This is a genomic window from Bifidobacterium sp. ESL1133, assembly GCF_058107325.1.
Map to the genome: position 1 here is coordinate 113,274 of NZ_JBYLUI010000004.1, position 19,305 is coordinate 132,578.

At 57.1% G+C, this 19,305-nt stretch carries 15 protein-coding genes and 3 pseudogenes; 6 read left to right on the forward strand and 12 right to left on the reverse strand.

Going from position 1 to position 19,305, the window contains the following annotated elements; all coding sequences use genetic code 11:
• Positions 1-344: 344 nt before the first annotated feature.
• From AC3B5A_RS05210 to AC3B5A_RS05225, 4 genes and pseudogenes are all read left to right on the forward strand, one after another.
• Positions 345-1,010, forward strand: coding sequence for a DUF4097 family beta strand repeat-containing protein (locus tag AC3B5A_RS05210; RefSeq protein ID WP_489799400.1), 666 nt, complete (start codon positions 345-347; stop codon positions 1,008-1,010).
• Positions 1,011-1,139: 129 nt separating this feature from the next.
• Positions 1,140-2,045, forward strand: a pseudogene (locus tag AC3B5A_RS05215) (ABC-F family ATP-binding cassette domain-containing protein); the annotation flags it as partial.
• Between the two features lie 75 nt (positions 2,046-2,120).
• A pseudogene (locus AC3B5A_RS05220) lies at positions 2,121-3,015 on the forward strand (ATP-binding cassette domain-containing protein); the annotation flags it as partial.
• Positions 3,016-3,197: 182 nt separating this feature from the next.
• Positions 3,198-3,428 (forward strand): annotated as a pseudogene (locus tag AC3B5A_RS05225) (ABC-F family ATP-binding cassette domain-containing protein); the annotation flags it as partial.
• Between the two features lie 155 nt (positions 3,429-3,583).
• Here the strand turns inward: AC3B5A_RS05225 and ilvN are convergent.
• The 8 genes from ilvN to coaD form a co-directional block, all read right to left on the reverse strand.
• Complete coding sequence (gene ilvN, locus AC3B5A_RS05230; protein ID WP_489799402.1) at positions 3,584-4,138, reverse strand: acetolactate synthase small subunit; 555 nt, start codon at positions 4,136-4,138, stop codon at positions 3,584-3,586.
• Between the two features lies 1 nt (position 4,139).
• Positions 4,140-6,089 (reverse strand): acetolactate synthase large subunit, encoded by a 1,950-nt coding sequence (locus AC3B5A_RS05235; protein ID WP_489799404.1) that lies wholly within the window; start codon positions 6,087-6,089, stop codon positions 4,140-4,142.
• Between the two features lie 169 nt (positions 6,090-6,258).
• Positions 6,259-6,957 (reverse strand): ribonuclease III, encoded by a 699-nt coding sequence (gene rnc, locus AC3B5A_RS05240; protein ID WP_489799581.1) that lies wholly within the window; start codon positions 6,955-6,957, stop codon positions 6,259-6,261.
• 207 nt (positions 6,958-7,164) lie between these two features.
• Complete coding sequence (locus AC3B5A_RS05245) at positions 7,165-7,305, reverse strand: hypothetical protein (RefSeq protein ID WP_489799406.1); 141 nt, start codon at positions 7,303-7,305, stop codon at positions 7,165-7,167.
• An 81-nt stretch (positions 7,306-7,386) separates the two neighbouring features.
• Positions 7,387-7,581 carry a 50S ribosomal protein L32 gene (gene rpmF, locus AC3B5A_RS05250; RefSeq protein WP_489799408.1) on the reverse strand — a complete coding sequence of 65 codons (195 nt, stop codon included), beginning with the start codon at positions 7,579-7,581 and terminating at the stop codon, positions 7,387-7,389.
• 133 nt (positions 7,582-7,714) lie between these two features.
• Positions 7,715-8,371 (reverse strand): YceD family protein, encoded by a 657-nt coding sequence (locus AC3B5A_RS05255; protein ID WP_489799409.1) that lies wholly within the window; start codon positions 8,369-8,371, stop codon positions 7,715-7,717.
• Positions 8,368-9,165, reverse strand: a complete 798-nt coding sequence (locus tag AC3B5A_RS05260; protein ID WP_489799583.1) for a cell division protein — start codon at positions 9,163-9,165, stop codon at positions 8,368-8,370. Before AC3B5A_RS05260 ends, AC3B5A_RS05255 begins: the two co-directional genes overlap by 4 nt.
• Positions 9,166-9,379: 214 nt before the next feature.
• Positions 9,380-9,892 carry a pantetheine-phosphate adenylyltransferase gene (gene coaD / locus AC3B5A_RS05265; protein ID WP_489799411.1) on the reverse strand — a complete coding sequence of 171 codons (513 nt, stop codon included), beginning with the start codon at positions 9,890-9,892 and terminating at the stop codon, positions 9,380-9,382.
• Between the two features lie 130 nt (positions 9,893-10,022).
• Between coaD and AC3B5A_RS05270 the strand changes: the two genes are divergently transcribed.
• Positions 10,023-10,322 carry a DUF3039 domain-containing protein gene (locus AC3B5A_RS05270; protein ID WP_489799585.1) on the forward strand — a complete coding sequence of 100 codons (300 nt, stop codon included), beginning with the start codon at positions 10,023-10,025 and terminating at the stop codon, positions 10,320-10,322.
• Between the two features lie 126 nt (positions 10,323-10,448).
• Complete coding sequence (locus tag AC3B5A_RS05275; RefSeq protein ID WP_489799587.1) at positions 10,449-11,516, forward strand: zinc-dependent alcohol dehydrogenase family protein; 1,068 nt, start codon at positions 10,449-10,451, stop codon at positions 11,514-11,516.
• 129 nt (positions 11,517-11,645) lie between these two features.
• Here the strand turns inward: AC3B5A_RS05275 and AC3B5A_RS05280 are convergent, their stop codons facing one another.
• From AC3B5A_RS05280 to AC3B5A_RS05295, 4 genes are all read right to left on the reverse strand, one after another.
• Positions 11,646-11,960 carry a hypothetical protein gene (locus AC3B5A_RS05280; protein WP_489799413.1) on the reverse strand — a complete coding sequence of 105 codons (315 nt, stop codon included), beginning with the start codon at positions 11,958-11,960 and terminating at the stop codon, positions 11,646-11,648.
• 474 nt (positions 11,961-12,434) lie between these two features.
• Positions 12,435-13,385 (reverse strand): restriction endonuclease, encoded by a 951-nt coding sequence (locus AC3B5A_RS05285; protein ID WP_489799415.1) that lies wholly within the window; start codon positions 13,383-13,385, stop codon positions 12,435-12,437.
• Between the two features lie 391 nt (positions 13,386-13,776).
• On the reverse strand, positions 13,777-16,650 hold the full coding sequence (locus AC3B5A_RS05290) for a mucin-binding protein (protein ID WP_489799416.1): 2,874 nt from the start codon (positions 16,648-16,650) through the stop codon (positions 13,777-13,779).
• Between the two features lie 242 nt (positions 16,651-16,892).
• The gene (locus AC3B5A_RS05295) at positions 16,893-19,205 is read right to left on the reverse strand and encodes an RCC1 domain-containing protein (protein ID WP_489799418.1); all 2,313 of its coding nucleotides are present in this window, start codon (positions 19,203-19,205) and stop codon (positions 16,893-16,895) included.
• Positions 19,206-19,305 lie beyond the last annotated feature (100 nt).

Consider the following 19,305-nt stretch of genomic DNA (forward strand, 5'->3'; position numbering starts at 1 on the left):
CGCGCGCCCATACCTGCTCCATCAAATAGGGAAAATGATAGAAAATAATTATAGCTTATCCAGTTTGTTGACAAAGGAAGCGTTTCCCTATATAGTAAAATTTACCTATTTTAAAAGGTGAGGATTTCTCATTTGGATGGAGTCCTTTCCACTAGATTTGTTCGATTCTCGTACCTCGACGGAACGGCCTTAGACCGTTTGGTGAAGCAGTAAGGGCAGGTTATATGGCAGATAATTCCATATTTGAGGTGCAGAGCCGCTCAAAAGATGCCATGATAAGTGGCCCCGATATGAATGGGCAGGTGTGCCAGCTGCCTGAACTGTCACAGTGAGAAAGTAGGACCATGCTCGGATTGGAACGATACGGCAAGCTCATGGAACTGGATACGATTGACTCTTTATCGGTGTCTACAGGGGACGTGCGACTGATGGTGAAGCAATCCAATCAGCCAGGCATATATCTTCGTTTTTGCGCTTCAGATTGCTTCACAGTAACCGTGAACGACTCGCATGAGATGACTATAACCCAGAAAACTTCAGTTTGGAAGAAGAGGTCTCAGCAGGGAAAGCTTTCGATTTCGTGGTTGTGGACGACCCCGTCCTTGGTGGTGGCGCTGCCCGCGTTCAAGCCGCTTCATATCTTGAATGTGGAGGCGTCTTCAGGAGCTGCCTATGTCGAGGACGTTGAAGTTGACACCTTTCGCTGTTCGGTAACTGGCGGATCGTTGCGGATGCAGCATGTTTCCTGCGTAAATGCAGCGATTTCGAGCGTGTCCAGCAGCATCGTTTCCCGGTCTCTGCGGGTCCGGGAACGGTGCAAGCTCTCGGCCTCCTCGGCACGTATAGCCTTGCATGACAGCTTCACTCCTTCAGCCGGGTACCACGTGGTATCGAATAACGGCTCGGTGGCTCTGGGAGCCGAGCGTCTGACCGGTACCGTAACCCGTGATCGGCAGGGCTCGCCCTTCTATTCCATTGTCGGCAATGCTTCGCGGCTGGAGCTTCGCTAGGATGGCTCTATCTGCTGCTGCCGCGTTGTCTCTCTTGATATCGTGGCTTGCACCTATCGAGGGGCAGCGCGAGTTCTGTCCTGCTCCCAAGAGCGCAATGCCCTGCTCTGGCGGTAGCATGAACTTATTATGCCTACTTTTGATTTGGGATTCGAACACGTTTCGCTGGAATTCGCTACCAAGACCATCTTCACCGACGTTACCATCGGCGTGAACGAAGGCGATCGCATCGGCATTGTGGGCAAGAACGGTGACGGCAAATCCACGTTGCTGCAGCTGTTTTCCGGCGCTCGCCAGCCAGATAGCGGCAAGGTGAGTCGGCGCGGCGGTCTTACTTTCGGCATGCTTGACCAGCGTGATCCGCTCGACGACAATGCCACGGTGCGCGAAGCTGCGCTCGACGGGCGTGAGGATTACGAGTGGGCTGCCGACACACGCTCGCGTGATGTGGTGGAGGCACTTCTGGGCGGTCTGAACCTGGAAGCCACAGTCGGCTCGCTGTCCGGAGGCCAACGCCGCCGTGTGGACTTGACCCGGTTGCTGCTTAAGGACTGGGATATTCTGGCACTTGACGAGCCCACGAATCACCTCGACATCGTCACTATCCACTGGTTGGCCGAACACCTGAAAAACCGCTGGGGCAAAGGGCAAGGCGCGCTGTTGCTGGTCACCCACGACCGCTGGTTCCTTGACGAGGTGTGCGAGTCGATGTGGGAGGTGCACGACGGGGTGATCGACCCGTTCGAGGGTGGTTACAGCGCCTACATGCTCCAGCGAGTGGAGCGCGACCGGCAGGCTGATATCCGTGAGGAACGGCGTCGGAACTTGGCTCGCAAGGAGCTGGCTTGGCTGACCCGTGGCGCTCGGGCTCGCGCCACAAAGCAAAAGTTTCACGTGAAACAAGCGCATGCGCTCATCGACGATGTGCCGCCGATGCGCAATACGCTTGAGCTGCAGCAGATGGCGACATCGAGGCTGGGCAAACAGGTGGTTGACCTGACCGATGTCACCCAGATTTTCGAGCATGAGCAGGGAACAACGGCGTCAAGCCAAACGGCTGAGGTGTCAGAGAATGGTGTTCAGTACTCTGAACCCGAGTCCGAGAGGGTTTCGCCGTCTCAGGTTGACACGGTGCATGCGCTGTACGAAGAGCCGAAAGTGTATGGTTCGGTGGAGCTGGCAGTGGACGACCTGACCGACGAGCGGATTGTCGAAGCTCGGTCAGGTGCGGGGATTGACGGTCATGGTGCCGACGGTGCTCACGGTGATGCCGACGGGCAGAACGCTGCGGAAGGTGTCGGTTGCGATGCTACTGACGGTGTTGATGGTCCGGACAGTGCGGACGGTGTGAACCACCCTACTTCAGCCGCTCAGCGAGTGACGGTTTCGGGCCGCAAGGTGCTCGACGACGTGACGTGGCTCATTGGCCCGGGTGACAGGTTCGGCGTGGTCGGTGCGAACGGTGCCGGTAAGTCAACATTGCTCAGCATTATCGATGGTACGCTGCAGCCCACGGTCGGCCGTGTGAAAATAGGCAAGACCGTCAAGTTTGCAGTGCTGTCCCAGCGTCTTGATGAGCTGGAAAAGCTCGGCAAATACAAGATCAAAGAGGTACTCAGCCGTTACAAACCCACATACGAGGTAGGCGGCAAAGAAGTGACGACCGGTCAGCTTATGGAGAGGCTCGGCTTTGAGGCCGCGCAGCTGATGACCCCGATTCGTGACCTTTCCGGCGGTCAGAAGCGCCGCATGCAGCTGCTGCTCATTCTGCTGGACGAACCGAACGTACTCATTCTCGACGAGCCGGGCAACGATTTGGATACCGACATGCTCGCGGTAATGGAGGATCTGCTCGATACCTGGCCCGGCACACTCATCGTGGTCTCGCACGACCGGTACCTGTTGGAGCGAGTCACCGATCAGCAGTTCGCGCTTATCGGCGGCAAAGTACGCCATTTGCCCGGTGGCGTGGATGATTATCTGGACATGGTGGAGCGCATCCAGCGAGGTGCGGCTGGGGGAAGTGCCGGTACTGGCAAAGCGAAAGACGGCAATGCCGGAAACAGTCGTGCCGGAAACGACAGTACTGATGCTCGCCAAGAGGCGGCCAATGCGGTTTCGGGAAGCAACAACAGTTCGACGGATACTCATGGTTCTGACGGCAGTGCTTCCCCTAGTGCAGGTTCGCCGAAACTCACCGGTAAGGCCTTCCATGATGCCACTCGGCGTATCTCGGCCATCGAACGCAAACTCGCCAAGATTGAACAGACCAAAGCCGACATTGAATCGCAGATGGCCACGCATGATCCCAGCGACTTTGAGGGATTGGGGCAGCTGAACAGTCGTCTTGCCGAAGCTGCGGACGAGGCGGAAGAATTGGAGATGGAATGGATGGAGTTAAGCGAGCAGATTGAGTAGGTAGACTGCGCTGAGTAGGTAGATTGCGATGGGCAGGTCGCAGCGACCGCGCCAACAGGCATCTGGTTCTTGGTTTAGGCAGCTGCGGCGCTACCGTTGCCTAAACCAAACATGCTGAACTACGATGCCAGCCTGACCGTGCAGCAAATCAGCGTCTAGCGGCCCTTTATCGCCGATCCGGCGACCCGCTCGCTCAACGCGTGAGGCCCGCGCGTCACTGCGACGGCACCGGAACGTACCAGTTCAATAACGCCATACGGCTGCAGCAGACCCAGCAACGCTTCGATTTTGCCTTCAGCGCCTGTGGCCTCCACCGTGAGTGATTCGGAGTGCACATCCACCACGCGCACACGGAACAGGTTGACGATTTCGAGGATATCCGATCGGTTTGCCGCGGTGGCGGCCACCTTGATGAGCACGAGTTCGCGTTCGACCGCCGTCTCAGCGTCCAAATCCACGATTTTCAGCACGTGCAGCAGCTTGTTGAGCTGTTTGATGATCTGCTCAAGTGGGCCTTGTTCCACGTCCGCAGTGACGGTGATACGTGAAATATCGGGCCGTTCGGTGGGGGAGACGGACAGCGAGTTGATGTTGAACGCGCGGCGTGCGAAGAGGCCGGAGACCCGGGCGAGTACGCCGGGACGATTCTCCACAAGCACCGAAAGGGTGTGACGGCGCGAGTTGGGCTGGGACGCGGGGTAATCGGTCATGTCAGGCCTCCTTGGCGGTGGAATCGGTGTTTTGGCTGCCTTCCGAAGCGTGCAGCAGCGGCTGGATGCCGGGCATATAGGTCATCTCATCGTTAGATGTGGCTGCCGGAACCATAGGCCAGACCATCGCGTCTTTCCACACCACGAAGTCGATGAGCACCGGCCGGTCGTTGATGGCGTTGGCCTGCTTAATGGCGGCGACTGCCTCTTCCTTGGTACGGGCTCGCAACCCAACGCATCCATAAGCTTCGGCGAGTTTGACAAAATCAGGGATACCGACCAGCTCGGCACTGTTGTTAATGTTATCGCCGTTTTCAGCATTACCGGCATTGCTGCCGCTATCGGCCGTACTGTTGCTGTCGGTCGTGCCGCGCTTCGCCTGTGCTATGCCGTCGCCCTCCTGCAGATTGGTCTGCGAGTAGTGCTGCTGGTAGAACAACGTCTGCCATTGGCGCACCATGCCGTACACCTCGTTGTCGAGGATGGCGATTTTGACAGGTGTACCGTCTACGGTGGCTGCGGCAAGCTCCTCGGAGGTCATCTGGAAGCTACCGTCGCCGTCGATAAGCCATACGGGCCGTGGCGTATGGCTTTCCTGCGTGCCCACACTGGCGCCAATCGCAGCGGGCAGACCGAAGCCCATAGTGCCCAAACCTCCGGAGGAAAGCCAAGAATGAGGTTGTTCGAAGTCGATGAGTTGAGCGGCCCACATCTGGTGCTGGCCAACCCCTGAAGCCCAGATGGTGGACGGGTCGGCGAATTGAGAGAGTTGTTCCACAACCCATTGCGGGGCCAGTGTTCCGTCACTCGGGTCGGCGTATGTGGTGGGGTAGTCGCGCTTCCACGAGTTGATGAGCTGCCACCACGCGCTCAGATCTGGCTTGCCGTGCTCGTGCTGTTGGGTTTCGATGGCGGCGATGAGTGCAGTGAGCACTTCCGCCACGTCACCCACGATAGGCACATCTGCTTGGCGGCGCTTGCCGATTTCGGCCGGGTCGATGTCGATGTGGATGACTTTGGCGCTGGGGGCGAACGCGCTGAGCTTGCCGGTGACCCGATCGTCGAACCTGGCGCCGATGGCGACCAGCAGGTCGCACTGCTGCACCGCTCCCGTAGCTGGTACGGTGCCGTGCATGCCCAGCATGCCAAGGTTATGCGGGTCGCTGTCCGGCAGCACGCCGCGTGCCGGCAATGTGCAGGTGACGGGTGCGCCGGTCAGATCGGAGAGTTTCTTGACCAGAGAACCGGCGTCACTGCGTGCGGCACCGCCTCCCACGTAGAGTACGGGGCGGAATGAGCGCTCGAACAGTTCGGCGGCGGCGGTGATGGTATTGCCATGGGGCTTGGTGGTGGGGCGGTAGCCGGGCAGAATCATGCGCTGTGGCCATGAGTAGTGCAGTGTGCCGTTCTGTGCGGTTTTGGTAAGGTCGACCACCACTGGTCCGGGGCGTCCGGATTGGGCGATGTAATAGGCTTCCGAGAGCACTCGTGGAATGTCTTTCGCGTCAGTGACCAGGTACGAGTGCTTGGCCACAGGATAGGTAATGCCCACGGTGTCGGCTTCTTGGAAGGCGTCGGTGCCTATGGCGTCAGTGCCTACTTGGCCGGTGATGACCACGAGAGGTATGGAATCCATGTTGGCGTCTGCGATGGGGGTGACCATGTTGGTGGCGCCCGGCCCTGAGGTGACGATGCAGACGCCCACCTGCCCTGTGGACACTGCGTAGCCTTCTGCCGCATGCCCTGCCGCTTGCTCGTGTCGCATGAGCACAAATCGGAACTTGGTGTTGTCGTCAATGGCATGATACACCGGCAGAATCGCGCCGCCGGGAATGCCGAACACACTGCGCACACCGAGATCTTCGAGCGTGCGTACCAGCGCCTGCGCCCCGGTCATGGTTTCGCCGTTCGACCGATCCTCGTCACTCTCCGGCGATGGCCCTTTTGCCATGCTGTTCAGTGCTTGCAATGGTGTTGTTGTCACAATTCCCCCGTTCGCTGCGCCGACGTGTTGGAATCATTGTAAAAGCAACACCCGTATAAGGTGCGTTGGTGTTTCGGATGGTGGAAGGCAATGGCTGTTCGGCTCGGTGAAAGCCAAACATCCTCAGTACCTGCTGTCAGTTGCGTTGTGCCGAGTCGTGCTTGTCGCCGTGCCTGCCGCTTTTGTTTCCCGTATGTTGTTCTGGGTGCTGGTCGAGTTCGGTCCAAGCCAGTTGGGCGGCTTTGAGCTGTGCCTTACGTTTGCTGGGTCCAGTGGCGGTGCCTAGCACCTCGTCGCTGCCTTCGAGCATGGCCTGAGCGGTGAACTCAGGCGCATATTCCGGCCCGCCGACTGCCATGCGGTAGTGCGGTTCTCCGAGCCCCAGCTGGTGCGCTTTGACGGTGAATGAGGTCTTCCAATCCAGTGCGGGACCTTCGGTGGCTACCTCAGCGAGGGTGTCGTCGATGAGATTGTGCACCACGCGCCTGGCTTCGTCGATACCGTGCTCCACGAATGTGGCGCCAATGAGCGCTTCGACGATGTCACACAGAATCGAGCTTTTGTGTGCGCCGTCGTCATCTGCCTCGCCGCGGCCCAGCAGAATGTATGGGCTCACCTGGAGTTTGGTGAGTGCGATGTTCGACAGTGATTCCTCCGATACGGCTTTGGCGCGCATTTTGGCCAGCTGTCCCTCGTTCATGTCGGGGTGAACGCGGTACAGGGTTTCGGTGGAGACGAACTCGAGGACCGCATCGCCGAGGAATTCGAGTCGTTCGTAGTTGGGGGCGCCCTCGTGCTCGTGGGAGAAGGACCGGTGGGTGAGGGCCTGCACCATCAAGTCGGGTTGCAGCGTGGTGCCGAGTCGTTCCAGTAGGGCGTTCGGTGCTGCCGTGTCGGCTTGGGGACGGTCAGGATCGAGGTTTTCGGTCACTTGGCTTTGGCTCTGGCTGGCCTGATTATCAGGCTCTGCTTGGGCTTGCTGATGTTGCTGCTTGAGCTGGGATTCATCGGTCATAGGGACTCCTGTGCGACGCTGTGGCGTTTATATGGTGCGGGTCTGAACGTAGTGGGTGTCAATGCGTGCTCTGGCGCCAGTGTTGGTATCAGTGCTTTGGTGTGACTGCGAGGTCTGGTCGGGAGCGCTCACTGCGGTTGTGTTGATGTTGTCTGCCTTGCGATTCACTGCTCCTCACCCATGGCAAAGGCCCTGCCACCCGTCGATGGCAGGGCCTTTGCAAAGCGATCTGTGCCGCTTGGCTGCACGCTACTTGCTGAGCGTGGAGCTGATGGCTTCGCGGTATACGCGACCGCGGAAAGAACCGCAGCTCGGGCAAGCCATGTGCGACAGCGTCGGGGCGCCGCAGTTGGGGCAAGCGAAGGTGTTCGCCGCCTGTGCCTTCCATGCGGAGCGACGGGTGTGCGTGTTGGCTCGCGAAGTCTTGTACTTTGGCAGTGCCATGATTTCCTCTATTTCGTTCGAACTAGGTGCTTAAGCGTGGTTTATTCTACGGTAAGCCCGGTACAAGAAACGGCATGATAGTGCCATACCTGTAGTTTTGCACGGTTTGCCGGGTGTGCGTTTTGGCTGATACCTACTTGCCGGCGGTTTCCTGTTTCGCTTCCAATGAACTTTTCAGTCCGGCCAATGCGGAGAACCGGTCGTCGATTTCATCATGACCGTGGTCGGGATTGTCGTTGAGATTCACGCCGCATTTCGGGCACAGCCCTTTGCAATCTGGCCGGCACAGTACTTGCAGCGGCAGGTTTTCGACGAGTGTGTCACGCAGCAGGGCTTCGAAATCGGCGATGGTGCCTCCTGCGGCCAGCGGATACACGTCAGCCGATTCATCTTCTTCCGCGATGATATCGACCTCTGACTGTTTGGAGTTTTTGCTGTGCTTGCCTTGTTCTTCTGCGCTTTCGTAGGGGAAGAACGTGGTGACGTTCACGCTCCAATCGCGCTGTATGGGATTGAGGCAGCGGGTGCATTCGGCGTGCACCGGCGCGCTGAACGTGCCATTGAAAATCAGGCCATCCACGATGGAATCGAACGAACCGTTTATTGCGACCGGACTTCCCTCATCAACGCCTACAATGTTGTCGCCGATGCCGCTGGGGGCAGGGAAACTGGTATCGACGTCCTGGCTCTGGCCGGTACGAGACGCTACTTGAGCCACGTCGAAGGCCCAAGGGGAATCCTGTGGGCGGCCAGGCTTTGCAGAAGCGTCGTTCGGTTGGTTGTGTGTCATTGTTCCTCCGGCAATACCTGCTGATCATGATTGCTCTTGGCCAACTGACGCGCGGCGACATCCTCGCGTTCGGCGAGTACGTCAAGCCCGTTCTGCACATCCTGCCCGAGTTTGTTGATCTGTTCCTGCAGGCCATTCATCACTTGTGAGCAGTAGTTGTTGGCACCTTGGGTGAGCTTGTTGGCCTTATTCTGCGCTTCGGTCAGGATTTTGCGGGCGCGCTGCTGAGCCAGTTCGGTGACGCGCTCATGGCCGGCCAAGAACTGAGCCTGTTCTTCGGCGTCCTGCTTGGTCTGTGCGGCGGCGCTTTGCGCGCTCGCAATGATGGATTGTGCCTGTGCCTGCGCGTTTTCCAAACGGCGTTCGGCTTCGCGCATCAGTGAGGAGGCGCGCTCAAGCTGAACGGGAAGCATGGTTTTCAGGTCGTGCAACTGATCGGCGAGTTCGTCACGATCCACACGCACCGTTCCCGGGGAGAAGATGCTGGTTTTGGCACCGTCAAGCATGGCTTCGAGCTGGTCGATGACGTCATACACCGTGGTGAATTCGTCACGGCTTTTGCGTATCTCCGGGTCTTCGTCCTCGCCTTCGCGCAAATCGGGCAGGTCCTGCGCGGAGAATGAAGCCACGTTCGGCGTAGCTGTAGCTTGCACGGGTTCTGCCGGTGGTGCGTACTGTGTCTCTTCTGGGCGTTCCTCCTGAAGCTTTGGTGCACTCGCAGACTGCTGCGGGTCCGCTTGTGCGGCAGCCTCGGTCTCTTCGGCCTGTGCGGTCAACGTTGCTTGCGCGGCCAAAGCTGCCTGCGCTGCCTGGGAAATATTGCCGTCGTTGGTCTCGTCGAGGTCTGTTTCAGTGACGAAGCTCGTGTCCCCGTACCCTACGGCTTCGGTATTGCCTGCCGCGGTGTGGTTTTCCGTCGCTCGGTCTGTGCGTTGCCCTGAGGCCATGTTGGAGAGCGTGAAGGTGTCGTCTGTCATGTCGTCGTCCAGTTCCGTTCCTTGATTCGGATTAGCCATGATGCCTCGTTTCTGTGTGTACCTCGTTGTGCAAAGCTTCGATAAGCAGCGGTGCCACGTTGTCGGGCACCATGCCGGTGATATCGCCGCCGTGGCGAGCCACATCCTTCACAATGGAGCTGGCGATGTGTTCAAGAACAGGGTCGGCGGGCAAGAACAAGGTTTCCACGCCGGAAAGTTTACGGTTGACGAGGGCCATGCCTAATTCGGCCTCGTAGTCGCCGTTTTGGCGCAGTCCCTTGACGATGGTGGTGGCGCCCACTTGTGAGCAGTAGTCGGTAATCAAACCGGTACTGGAAGTAACGGTGATGTTGTTGTATCCGTCTCGTGCCAGAGCTTCTTTGATGATGGACACGCGCGTTTGCGGTGCGAACAGGGGCGTTTTTGCAGCATTGACCGCTACGAGCACGTGCACTTCTCCGAAAATGCGCGCGCTACGCTCGATTACATCCAAATGCCCGGCTGTGACCGGGTCGTAGGAGCCGGGGCACACTGCGATAGTCATACGCACCAGATTAGCGCTTGAGGCTGATAACGACAGGTGGGTAAATGCGTCAAGTAAGATGGAAATGTATGGTAAGAATCGGCGCGTGAAGGAGTACATGATGCTTAGAACCGAGCGGAGTGCGGCGAAGATGTTTGATGACGAGAACGAAGGGGGAGCGGGAATTCCCAATGATCCCAATGCGCCTGGCGAAGGCGGCGGCACCGCAGTATTGGAACGTCCCCAGACCGAGGATCAGCGCCAGCAAGACGGGACCGGGGATGCCGATCGTTTCTCGCACTATGTTTCCAAAGAGAAAATGGCTGAATCACGCCTGACCGGGCGGCCGGTGGTGGCCTTATGCGGCAAGATCTGGGTACCGAAGCACGATCCTTCGAACTATCCGGTATGTCCGGACTGCCAGCGCATCTACGAAGAGATGCAGGGCTGATATTGACTTCGAGCGCATGAAGCAGGTTTACTGGGAAACTACAAACTGAGGGAGGCTTTTATGAGTGATATGGGTGCTACGGCTACAACAACAGCTACGACAACGACAACAGCGAGCGGCAGTACGATGCGCGCCGCCGTATTTGAAGGTCCAGGGCAGATGGCCGTGCGTGACGTGCCCATGCCAGTCATCGAGCAGCCCACCGACGCCATCATCAAGGTGATTCGTGCATGCGTGTGCGGGTCGGACTTATGGTGGTACCGCGGGCTCAACCCCCGTCAAACCGGCACCACCACAGGGCATGAGGCCATTGGCGTCGTCGAGGAGGTAGGGGCCAGTCCCACGTTCCAGCAAGGAGTAAACGGCGCGGAACCTATTCGCCCCGGGGATTTCGTCATTGTTCCCTTCACGACCGGCTGCGGGCATTGTGCAGCCTGCCGAGCCGGCTTCGATGGAAGTTGCCTCAACCCAGACAAAGTGGGCAAGAAGGGTTACCAGGCTCAATACCTGCGCTACCCACACGCCGACTGGAGCTTGGTGAAAATCCCCGGGCGGCCGCAGGACTACTCGGAAGAGACCCTCAACTCCCTGCTTGCGCTCTCCGACGTGATGGCCACCGGCTATCATGCCGCTGCCAGTGCCGAAGTGCGGGAAGGCGACACCGTGGTGGTGATGGGAGATGGTGCGGTAGGCCTATGCGGCGTGATTTCAGCAAAGCTGCGCGGTGCCGGGCGCATCATCGCCATGAGTCGTCATGAGGACCGGCAGGCGCTCGCGCGTGAATTCGGAGCTACTGATGTGGTCGCCGAACGCGGCGACGATGCGGTGGAAGCGGTGCGTTGCCTGCTGGGACAGAACAGTGATGGTGTGGGTGCGGCGTTGGAGTGCGTGGGTACCGAGCAGTCGCTTGATACTGCCTCCAAAGTGGTGAGACCTGGTGCTGTGGTGGGTCGGGTGGGGCTGCCGCAGATGGGCAGCACTGATACCACGAGCCTGTTCTGGCGTAATGTCGGGCTGCGCGGCGGCATTGCCAACGTTACTTCTTATGATCGGGAATTGCTGCTGAATGCTGTACTGAATGGGGAAATCAACCCGGGGAAAGTGTTTACGCAGCGCTTCGATTTGGACCATATCGCCGATGCCTACGCTGCGATGGATGAGCGTCGCGCCATCAAGTCGCTCGTGGTGCTTTAACGGCATACGGCAGTGGGGATTGCGGAACATAGTGTCCGCAATCCCCACTGTCATTACCTTCGGTGTGCGTCTTTGCCTACCGTACGGTCTGTTTTCAGTTATGCTGAGACGACATCGTCTTGGTATCTATCAGTCCGCTGTGGCCTCGTGGACGGCTTCCTTTGCGTCATCTACTGCTTCACCGCCCTTGTCTTTAGCGGTCTCGGCGGCATCTTTGGCTTTGTCTGCCACATCTTCACCCTTGTCTTTGGCCTTGTCGGCAAAATCGCCGGCCTTGTCCTTGACGGCTGCAGCTGCCTCTTTCGATTTATCGGCTACGTCCTCAGCCGCATCTTTGGCCTTGTCTGCAACCTTACCGGCCACATCCTTGGCTTTCTCGGCTGCGTCGCGGGCGCCGTCCTCGACTTTGTGGGCCAGCTTAGTCGCTTCATTCTTGATGTCCATGATGTGTCCTTTCTCCCTTGGTTACTGACACCTTCAGTGTAGCTCTCAGTGGCTTGCTGGTGCGGGTTTTTACCAGAGGGCAAGTGTACGTGACAGTGGTATAATGTGACTCGCCTCACTTTTTGAAGATGGCGTTTGGTGTGTGGTGTTTGCCATGCCGGTAACTTCGATTGTGCGATTGTGCGATTGTGCGATTGTGCGATTGTGCGATTGTGCGATTGTGCGATTGTGTGTGATGTGGTTTGTGAATGTGTTTGAAAATGTACGCATTGGTGATGGTGAAGCCAGAAATGGGTACGTTTTGGTCGTTTTGCGGGGTGTTTTTGACTGTTATGTACCCGTTTGCGTAACGAGTGACGGATACGCTTCGTTTGTTAATGGATGGTTTTGGCTGGGTTGTGCTTGTTTTGTGTGCGTTATGGTGTTGGTTGTTGCTGGGTGGTGAGGTTCGGATGGTCGCGTGAGCGTGTGGGTTCAGTATCGGTCACGCATATCTGCTGGTATATGGCGCATGATGTCGCCACGGGTGAGGTAGATGTGTGATGCAGGAATTACGGAATCAGGTAAGGATGTACCCCAGGCCTTGTGGCATAAACGGACAAGTTCTGTGCCATCGATGAGTTGCACTCCCGTTTGGCTGGCGAACTCGATGGCATCGGCAGTGAACGAGCTCGTGGTGACGACCATCATTTTCTCAGCATGAACAACTGCATTGGCACCCTGCAATTTTTGTATGATGGGGCGGCCGATATGGTGACGACGAGCGTAGCATTTACATTCCACAATGGTTTTGAGACCATTGGTTTCTGTGAGCATGATATCGAAGCCTCCGTCGCGCACGGGAGAGGTGACTCGAGCACTCTGATACCCTAGACTGCGGAACAGGTCGGCACAGAACTGTTCGAAATCTGTTGGCCGCTCTTGGAATTGTGCAATGATACTGTCTATGGAATTAATGTTGCGTCGTGATTGAATATGATTTGATCTGAACTGCCGCTTGCTCTGCTCTGCCGAGTTATACGGGATGGTCGCGCCATGAGCGCGGAAGTCGTTGACGCAATCGTAGAGTTCGAAGGGGCTTTTGCTTTCTAACTGCCAGGTGTCCAGTTTCAGTGTGCTTTTGGGCTGAATCACCGTCATATCATTCGTTCGTCTGTCGCGGGTTCCGTTGCGTTTGGCTGATTGCCAGTAGGGGTATTGCAGTTGGAATATGCCTATGCTATGGGTATTCTTGGCATGCTTGACTTTGATGGATCCTGATACAGCGACCCCGTATTGCTTACGAATATGATGTTTACGCATCAGTTGTACGACGAATAGGAATAACCATATAACTGCTGCGGCAATGATAACCAGCAGACCGAGTTGTATGGCATACGTGACGTAGATTTGCTCGTCGCTGGTTAATACGGGTATGCTGCTCATGCCATATTCCTATCGATATTCGTTCAATATCCGCTTTCTAGTAGCCTCCGAACATTATAGGGTATGCCGCGTGCTGAGTGGGGCGATGGCGGACACGCAAGCTGTCTCTTGTGTATTACAGAGAGGTGCGGTTTCTCCTTTTGACGGATGGCGGACCCATAGGTATGTTTTCGGACATGTATCGACGGTATTGTGTCGGGATTCTACGTGTTGCTGATGAAGCTGAGAATGTGGATATGTTTTAGTTGGGCAGAGATACAGGTTTTCTTATTGATAGGGAGCAGTGCTAGTTATGAGGAAGGCCCGCACTGTTATAGTGTGGGCCTTCTGATTATGGTTGCCGGCTGGGTTGCTTGTTATTCGTTCACCGCATAACCAATGTAATCAAGGGTTATTTGGTGGTTCGTTTGTTGCGTAGGTGGGTGAGTATGGCTGCCATAGTGAGGAGTCCTAGGGCGATGAGGGTGCCGAGTAGGATTCCGGAACCTCCGGTGAAGGGCATGCGTTGGACGGTCTTGTTGTAGACCACGTTCACGGTCAGGGTGCGGTCGGAGGTGTTCCGGTTGGCTGGGTCGGTGGGGTCGAAGTACACGACTTCGTAGCGGCCTGATGCGTCGTAGCCGGTGCCGTTTCCCATATTGTCGAGGCCGACGATTTTGCTGACGACCGGTGTTTTGGCGATATAGCCGGGGATGGTGGGGCTGTTGACCTCGCTCATGTTGACCAGGCCTTTACCGGTGTCGGCGGTGCGCCATGCGTTTTTGTCCCAGTTGGGTGAGCCGTCGATCTGGTCGTAGGCGACGTTGTGGATTTGGTGTTGCGTCCAGGTGATGGTCTGTACGTTGTCGGCTGGTGGGGTGTCTACGGTGTTGTGGTTGAGTTTGTAGTGGATGGTTCTGGTTGTGGTTTTAGTAATGTCTTTTTCGGGGTTGGCTTGGATGTATACGTATTCGTCTTGGTCAAGGTTGTTGTCCATGTCGAACGTGGTGTTCAACTGGAAGTTGATGGTGCGTTTGCTGTCGGTGCCGGGGGCAAGCTGCTGCAGGCCTGCGCTGAGGCTAACCGGGTGGTCTTTGCCGCCGAGTTGCACGCTGTATTTGGTGAGCGTGTTGGTGGCGGTGGTGCCGGAGAGTCCGGTGAAGGTTTCGCTGCGGCTGGTGTCTTCGGTGCCGTCGCTTGGCTGCCAGCTGGTCCCGTTGGCGGGTTGCGCGTCACAGTCTTTGCCGCTGGTGGCGTCGGCAGAATTGACGTAGCAGGGTACTTGCACTACGTGTACGTTGAGTGTTTGGGTGGCGAGTGTGTAGAAGTAGTAGACGTCGGTGGTGCCCCAGCCTGTGCTGCTGCCTGCGGTGCCGGAGGCTACGATGTTGCCGGCACTGTTGTAGGATTTGCCGTTTTCACCGGGGTAGGGGACGGAGAGGTTGCTGGTGGCCCATATGGTTTTACCGCTGTTCTTGTTGGCGAGAGCGGTCAAACCGGCGACACTGCTGTCTGAAGTCCCGAGGGTGGTGGCGATGGTGGCTCGTTGTGCCGCGGTCAGTGAACTGAGGTCAGCAGCGGTCAATGGTCGATAGCCAGCTATATTCGCAGGTGTGGTGGTAGCGGAAGTGGTGCCTTTGCTGCCGGTAATCGAGTTCGCTTTGCCGGTCGGGTCACCCGCGGTGGCGGCAACGGGACTCATATCAGTGCCGTCGAGCTCGACATAGTGGGATTTCACCATCGTCTGACCAGATGCCGCAATGTTTACAGGCTGGGTGTTGCCAGTCAGGGCGGTGGTGCCACTTGGCGTGTTGATAGGGGTACCAGCGTCGTCGAAGGATTTGAATGTCAGCGAAGAGAGTGTGTACTGGTCAGAGAGGTTGAACTGGGGAATCATGCCCACGTAAGTAGCACCGCGGTGCAGGATGCCGTTGAAATACGTGATGGTGGCCTGCACGTCGGCATCGACGTTCGCATTGGGTGCTGCTGAAGCGATGCTTTTGCGGATGCTGTCTTCGATTTCGGCATTGGTGAGCACGGTGTCGGCGAATTTGACGGTGGTGGCGCACCGGTAACTGCCGTCGGATTGACGGGAATACATGGCCACCGTCTTGCCTGTGGCATCGGCTTGTGTTCGCAACGCCACCTGGCTGATGTTATCGCCCGCGTTCGTCCAGTCTATGCTTCTCACCTGTGTGGAAGGCTCGTCGACGATGGGAGTGTTGTATCCAGGGTCGCCCTGGATTTTGTTGTTGCGTGCGGACACGTAGTAGACGCCGAGCTCATATTTGAAGTAGGCCGGTGTGATGCTCTGGTTGTTGGCGTTGATTTGGAAGTTCTGTTTAACGTCGTTTTCTGGCAGGGCGCCGACTTGGCCGCCGTTGCTGTTCATGTACGTCAGGTCGCTGTCAGAGCGGATGTGTTCGTGGTATTTAACGTTGTACACGTTGAATGTTTGTGAGGAGATGTTGTAGTTGAGCTGATCGACGCGCAGATGTATAGCATCTATGAGGTTGCTGAGTGCGTTGATGTGGAACGTGTAGGAGCGAACCGTGCCTGTCAATGTACTGTTGGTGCAGCTGCGGACGGATATGGTGTTGTCGTAGGGCAGTGCGCGCATTGCTGTCGGGTCGGTGGGCCAGTTGAACACCATGAGCACTTGGGCGCTAAACGAGAAGGTTTCAGTACCGACGTCGTGGCTGGTTTGGGTGACGTTTAAGACGAGTGCTTGCAGTGATTCGTCGTATTGGACTGTACCGACTTCATCGCCGCTGCTGGTTTTCAGCACTGCAGGGGTGCCGCCGCTGACGAATTTTGCTTTCGCGCCCGATGGGGCTGTAGTGGTGTGCGAGACAGTGGCAAGGGTGATTGAATTGCCGGCTACTAAAGAACTGGCGTTGACGCTGAACGAGCCGGTAGCGCCAAGGCGTTGGAATTGTTGTGCGAGCACTGTTTGTTCAGCTGGCTGGGCTGTGGTTGTTTCGCCTTTGAGCAAGATGATGTCTGATGTGGTGGCGTTGATGCTAGCGCCGCGTGCAGAGATGGGTGAGGCTGGTTCAGTTCCTAATGTGCCAAGTTTGCTGGGGGGGGGGGTAATGCCGTTGCTATTTTGAGCCGACCCGGCTGCTACTTGAGCTTCGCTGGCAGCGCCGTCTGCATAGGTGGAGGAGCCAGCGGCGAAAGCGGTGAGCAGTGTGGCTGCGGCAGCGATGCCGGCGACCAGGCGCGTGCGAGTGGATTTTGTGGCGCTGTTGGCACGTGTTGCGCTGGTGTGAGGCATACTCATGATGCATCCTTTACTGTGTTCTACATTGATTGCCGGGCTTAGCGCTGAATAACGTGCACTCGTGGAGCCGTGTGGCAATATCTTCATTTATGCGTCTTGCGGGTTCCTGTATCAAACAACATGCGACAGGTTCCGAACTGTAAAATATATTACATATAAATATCGACAACTATCGCATATTTATTGCATAAGGTTGATGATACGGGAATGCCGAGCATGATGTTCAGCATTGTGCAACAACACTACTGAGTGCGCAGCCAGTATTTTGACAGTACTGCTGCCAGTGTTATGAGTGCTGCTGCAAGCAGCATAGGAATGAGGTATGTCCAAGTAGCGCTGCTTCCGGTCAACGGCAGGCTGCTTGCTGTTTTGACATACGTGTATGTAAACCCGCTGGCAGTCTGTGATTCACCGCCACCAAGATTCCATGTCACCGAGACGTTGACTTTGCCGAGCTTGTGAGCCGGAGTCTTGGTCATCCACTGGTTGATGGGCTGTTCGAACGCTGGCTCAGCGCCGGGCAGTGTGCCGAAGGTGACACGTGTGACTTGCGGGGCAGGCAGGGATAGCTGCGTGGGTTGGGATTGTGTGGTGTTGTGTGACAGCACGGTACCCCATGAATAGGTATTGCCGTTCTTGCCTACTGCTGTATTGCAGTTGCCGCTGGCACTGACTTGCTCGAATGCCACGCCTTCTGGCGCGCTTACTTTGACAGGCTTGCCGTGGTTGGCGGTGCTGTCGTTACCGAGCTGGTTGTATCCGCCCAAGCCCCAAGACCAAGCGGTACCGTCAGACGTGACTGTTACGACGTGGCTTGCACCTGCGCTGACCTGTGTGGGCTTGTCGCTGCTGGGAAGCTCGACTTTGCCTGGAATCATGCGGCTTGCAGTGGTTCCGTCGCCAAGTTGGCCGAATTGATTCTTGCCCCATGCCCAGATATTGCCGTCGTTGCCGATGGCTGTGCTGAAGTCATTTCCTGCGCTTACTTGCGTGAGGAAAATGCCGGTCGGCATGGAGACTGATGCGGGTATGTTGCGGTTTACGGTGGTGTCGTCTCCGAGTTGTCCGTACGCATTGGTGCCCCAAGCGTAGGTCGTTCCAGTGTTGCTGATTGCCAGAGAGAAACCATTGCCTGCACTTATGCTGACAAATTGTGTACCATCAGGAGCTGCTGTTTTCACGGCCACCGGTTGGGATGTGTTGCTGCCGTCACCGAGTTGACCGGAATCGTTGGTGCCCCAAGCGTAGATGTTACCGTCCACGCCGAGTGCCAACGCGTGGGAGGAGCCTGCGCTGATGTTCTTTGCTTTAATGTCGGAAGGAAGCGTCACTTTGACTGGGGTGTTGCGATTGGTAGGCGTATTTGCGCTGTTGGGTTGCGCATCGGTGTCTGGTACGATGCCGAGCTGCCCGCTTTGGTTGCTGCCCCAAGCGTAGATGTTGCCGTCGTCGCCGAGCGCCAGAGAGTAGGAGGGACCTGCGCTCACCTGAGTGAACCGCACCCCTGCTGGGACACGTACTTTCACTGGTTTGTTCATGCCCGAATCTGTGATGGTGGTTCCTGAATCTGCGGTGCCGCCATCCATGGTGCTGCTATCTACGCCGTTGCCGAGTTGCCCGGATTCATTGTTGCCCCACGCCCAAGTCGAACCGTCTGTGCCGAGCGCGAGTGAGTGGTCGGCGCCGTTGCTCACGTGGAAGAACCTGACTGGGGATGAGGGCGTGACGCCTACTGGTGTACCGCCTTGGCTTGATCCCTTGTCTGGTGTGACGGAGAACTTGCTCCAGTGTGCGGTGAGTTTGAGAGCGCGGGTTACGTTTTGTGTGAAATCGTAGGGTGTGCTGTTGATGAACCAGCCGTCGAATACCCAATCCTTGCGAGTTGGAGAGCTAACAGGCATGGATACCGTGTCGCCCTGAGCGATGGTCTGGCATGTTTTTCCCGGGGCAACGCCAGAGCATGGAGCGGAGCCTTCCGGTAGCTTGCCTCCGGCGGGGTCGAAGGTGACTTCGTAGGCGGGTACGTCCAGATAGTTGTAGATGAGCTTGGCTTGTGGCTTTCCGGTGCCGCCTTGGGTCCAGTCGATGATCATGGTCACCGGACCGGAGGCATGGGCAGGAGTGACAGTGGTCCACGTACCGGTGGTGTCGTCGTAAGCGGGAGTGGTGCCTGGAGTGCCGTCGAAGGTGACGGAGATGAGGCGGATGTCGCTTTGAGAGGTCTTGGTGGGGTTGGCGGTGCTCGTGTCTGCTGAAGTTGGGGCGGAAGCGTCCGCTGGTTTCTGAGTTGAATCGTCGTTTTTGGTCTGTCCGTTGCTGCCGGGCTGTGATTCAGTGCTGCTTGGGGGAGTGATGCGGACGGTGTCGCCGCCGGAACTTGAGCCGGTGCGTGTGGAGGTGATGAACCCCTGTGGATCTTCGGGTGTGGTGAACTCTGCTACCGCAGGGTGTGTCACCAAAGCCATGGAGAAAGCTGCGATGGCCACTGCTGCGAGCAGGAGACGGTTGGTGCCCCGCTTATCTGCCGTTGCAGCGTGTCGTATTGGTGAAGTCATCGGCACGTCCCCTTCTGTCTGTGTGGCCTCGGCTTGGTCGCAGAGACAAACAATCTGTATTCATTATTATTATAGTGATTTAGGACACATGCGGGGAGTC

Coding starts and splice junctions, on each gene's coding strand:
- AC3B5A_RS05210 (WP_489799400.1), top strand. CDS start 345: ATGCTCGGATTGGAACGATACGGCAAGCTCATGGAACTGGATACGATT.
- ilvN (WP_489799402.1), bottom strand. CDS start 4,138: ATGACCGATTACCCCGCGTCCCAGCCCAACTCGCGCCGTCACACCCTT.
- AC3B5A_RS05235 (WP_489799404.1), bottom strand. CDS start 6,089: ATGGCAAAAGGGCCATCGCCGGAGAGTGACGAGGATCGGTCGAACGGC.
- rnc (WP_489799581.1), bottom strand. CDS start 6,957: ATGGTGCAGGCCCTCACCCACCGGTCCTTCTCCCACGAGCACGAGGGC.
- rpmF (WP_489799408.1), bottom strand. CDS start 7,581: ATGGCACTGCCAAAGTACAAGACTTCGCGAGCCAACACGCACACCCGT.
- AC3B5A_RS05255 (WP_489799409.1), bottom strand. CDS start 8,371: ATGACACACAACCAACCGAACGACGCTTCTGCAAAGCCTGGCCGCCCA.
- coaD (WP_489799411.1), bottom strand. CDS start 9,892: ATGACTATCGCAGTGTGCCCCGGCTCCTACGACCCGGTCACAGCCGGG.
- AC3B5A_RS05270 (WP_489799585.1), top strand. CDS start 10,023: ATGTTTGATGACGAGAACGAAGGGGGAGCGGGAATTCCCAATGATCCC.
- AC3B5A_RS05275 (WP_489799587.1), top strand. CDS start 10,449: ATGCGCGCCGCCGTATTTGAAGGTCCAGGGCAGATGGCCGTGCGTGAC.
- AC3B5A_RS05280 (WP_489799413.1), bottom strand. CDS start 11,960: ATGGACATCAAGAATGAAGCGACTAAGCTGGCCCACAAAGTCGAGGAC.
- AC3B5A_RS05285 (WP_489799415.1), bottom strand. CDS start 13,385: ATGAGCAGCATACCCGTATTAACCAGCGACGAGCAAATCTACGTCACG.
- AC3B5A_RS05290 (WP_489799416.1), bottom strand. CDS start 16,650: ATGAGTATGCCTCACACCAGCGCAACACGTGCCAACAGCGCCACAAAA.
- AC3B5A_RS05295 (WP_489799418.1), bottom strand. CDS start 19,205: ATGACTTCACCAATACGACACGCTGCAACGGCAGATAAGCGGGGCACC.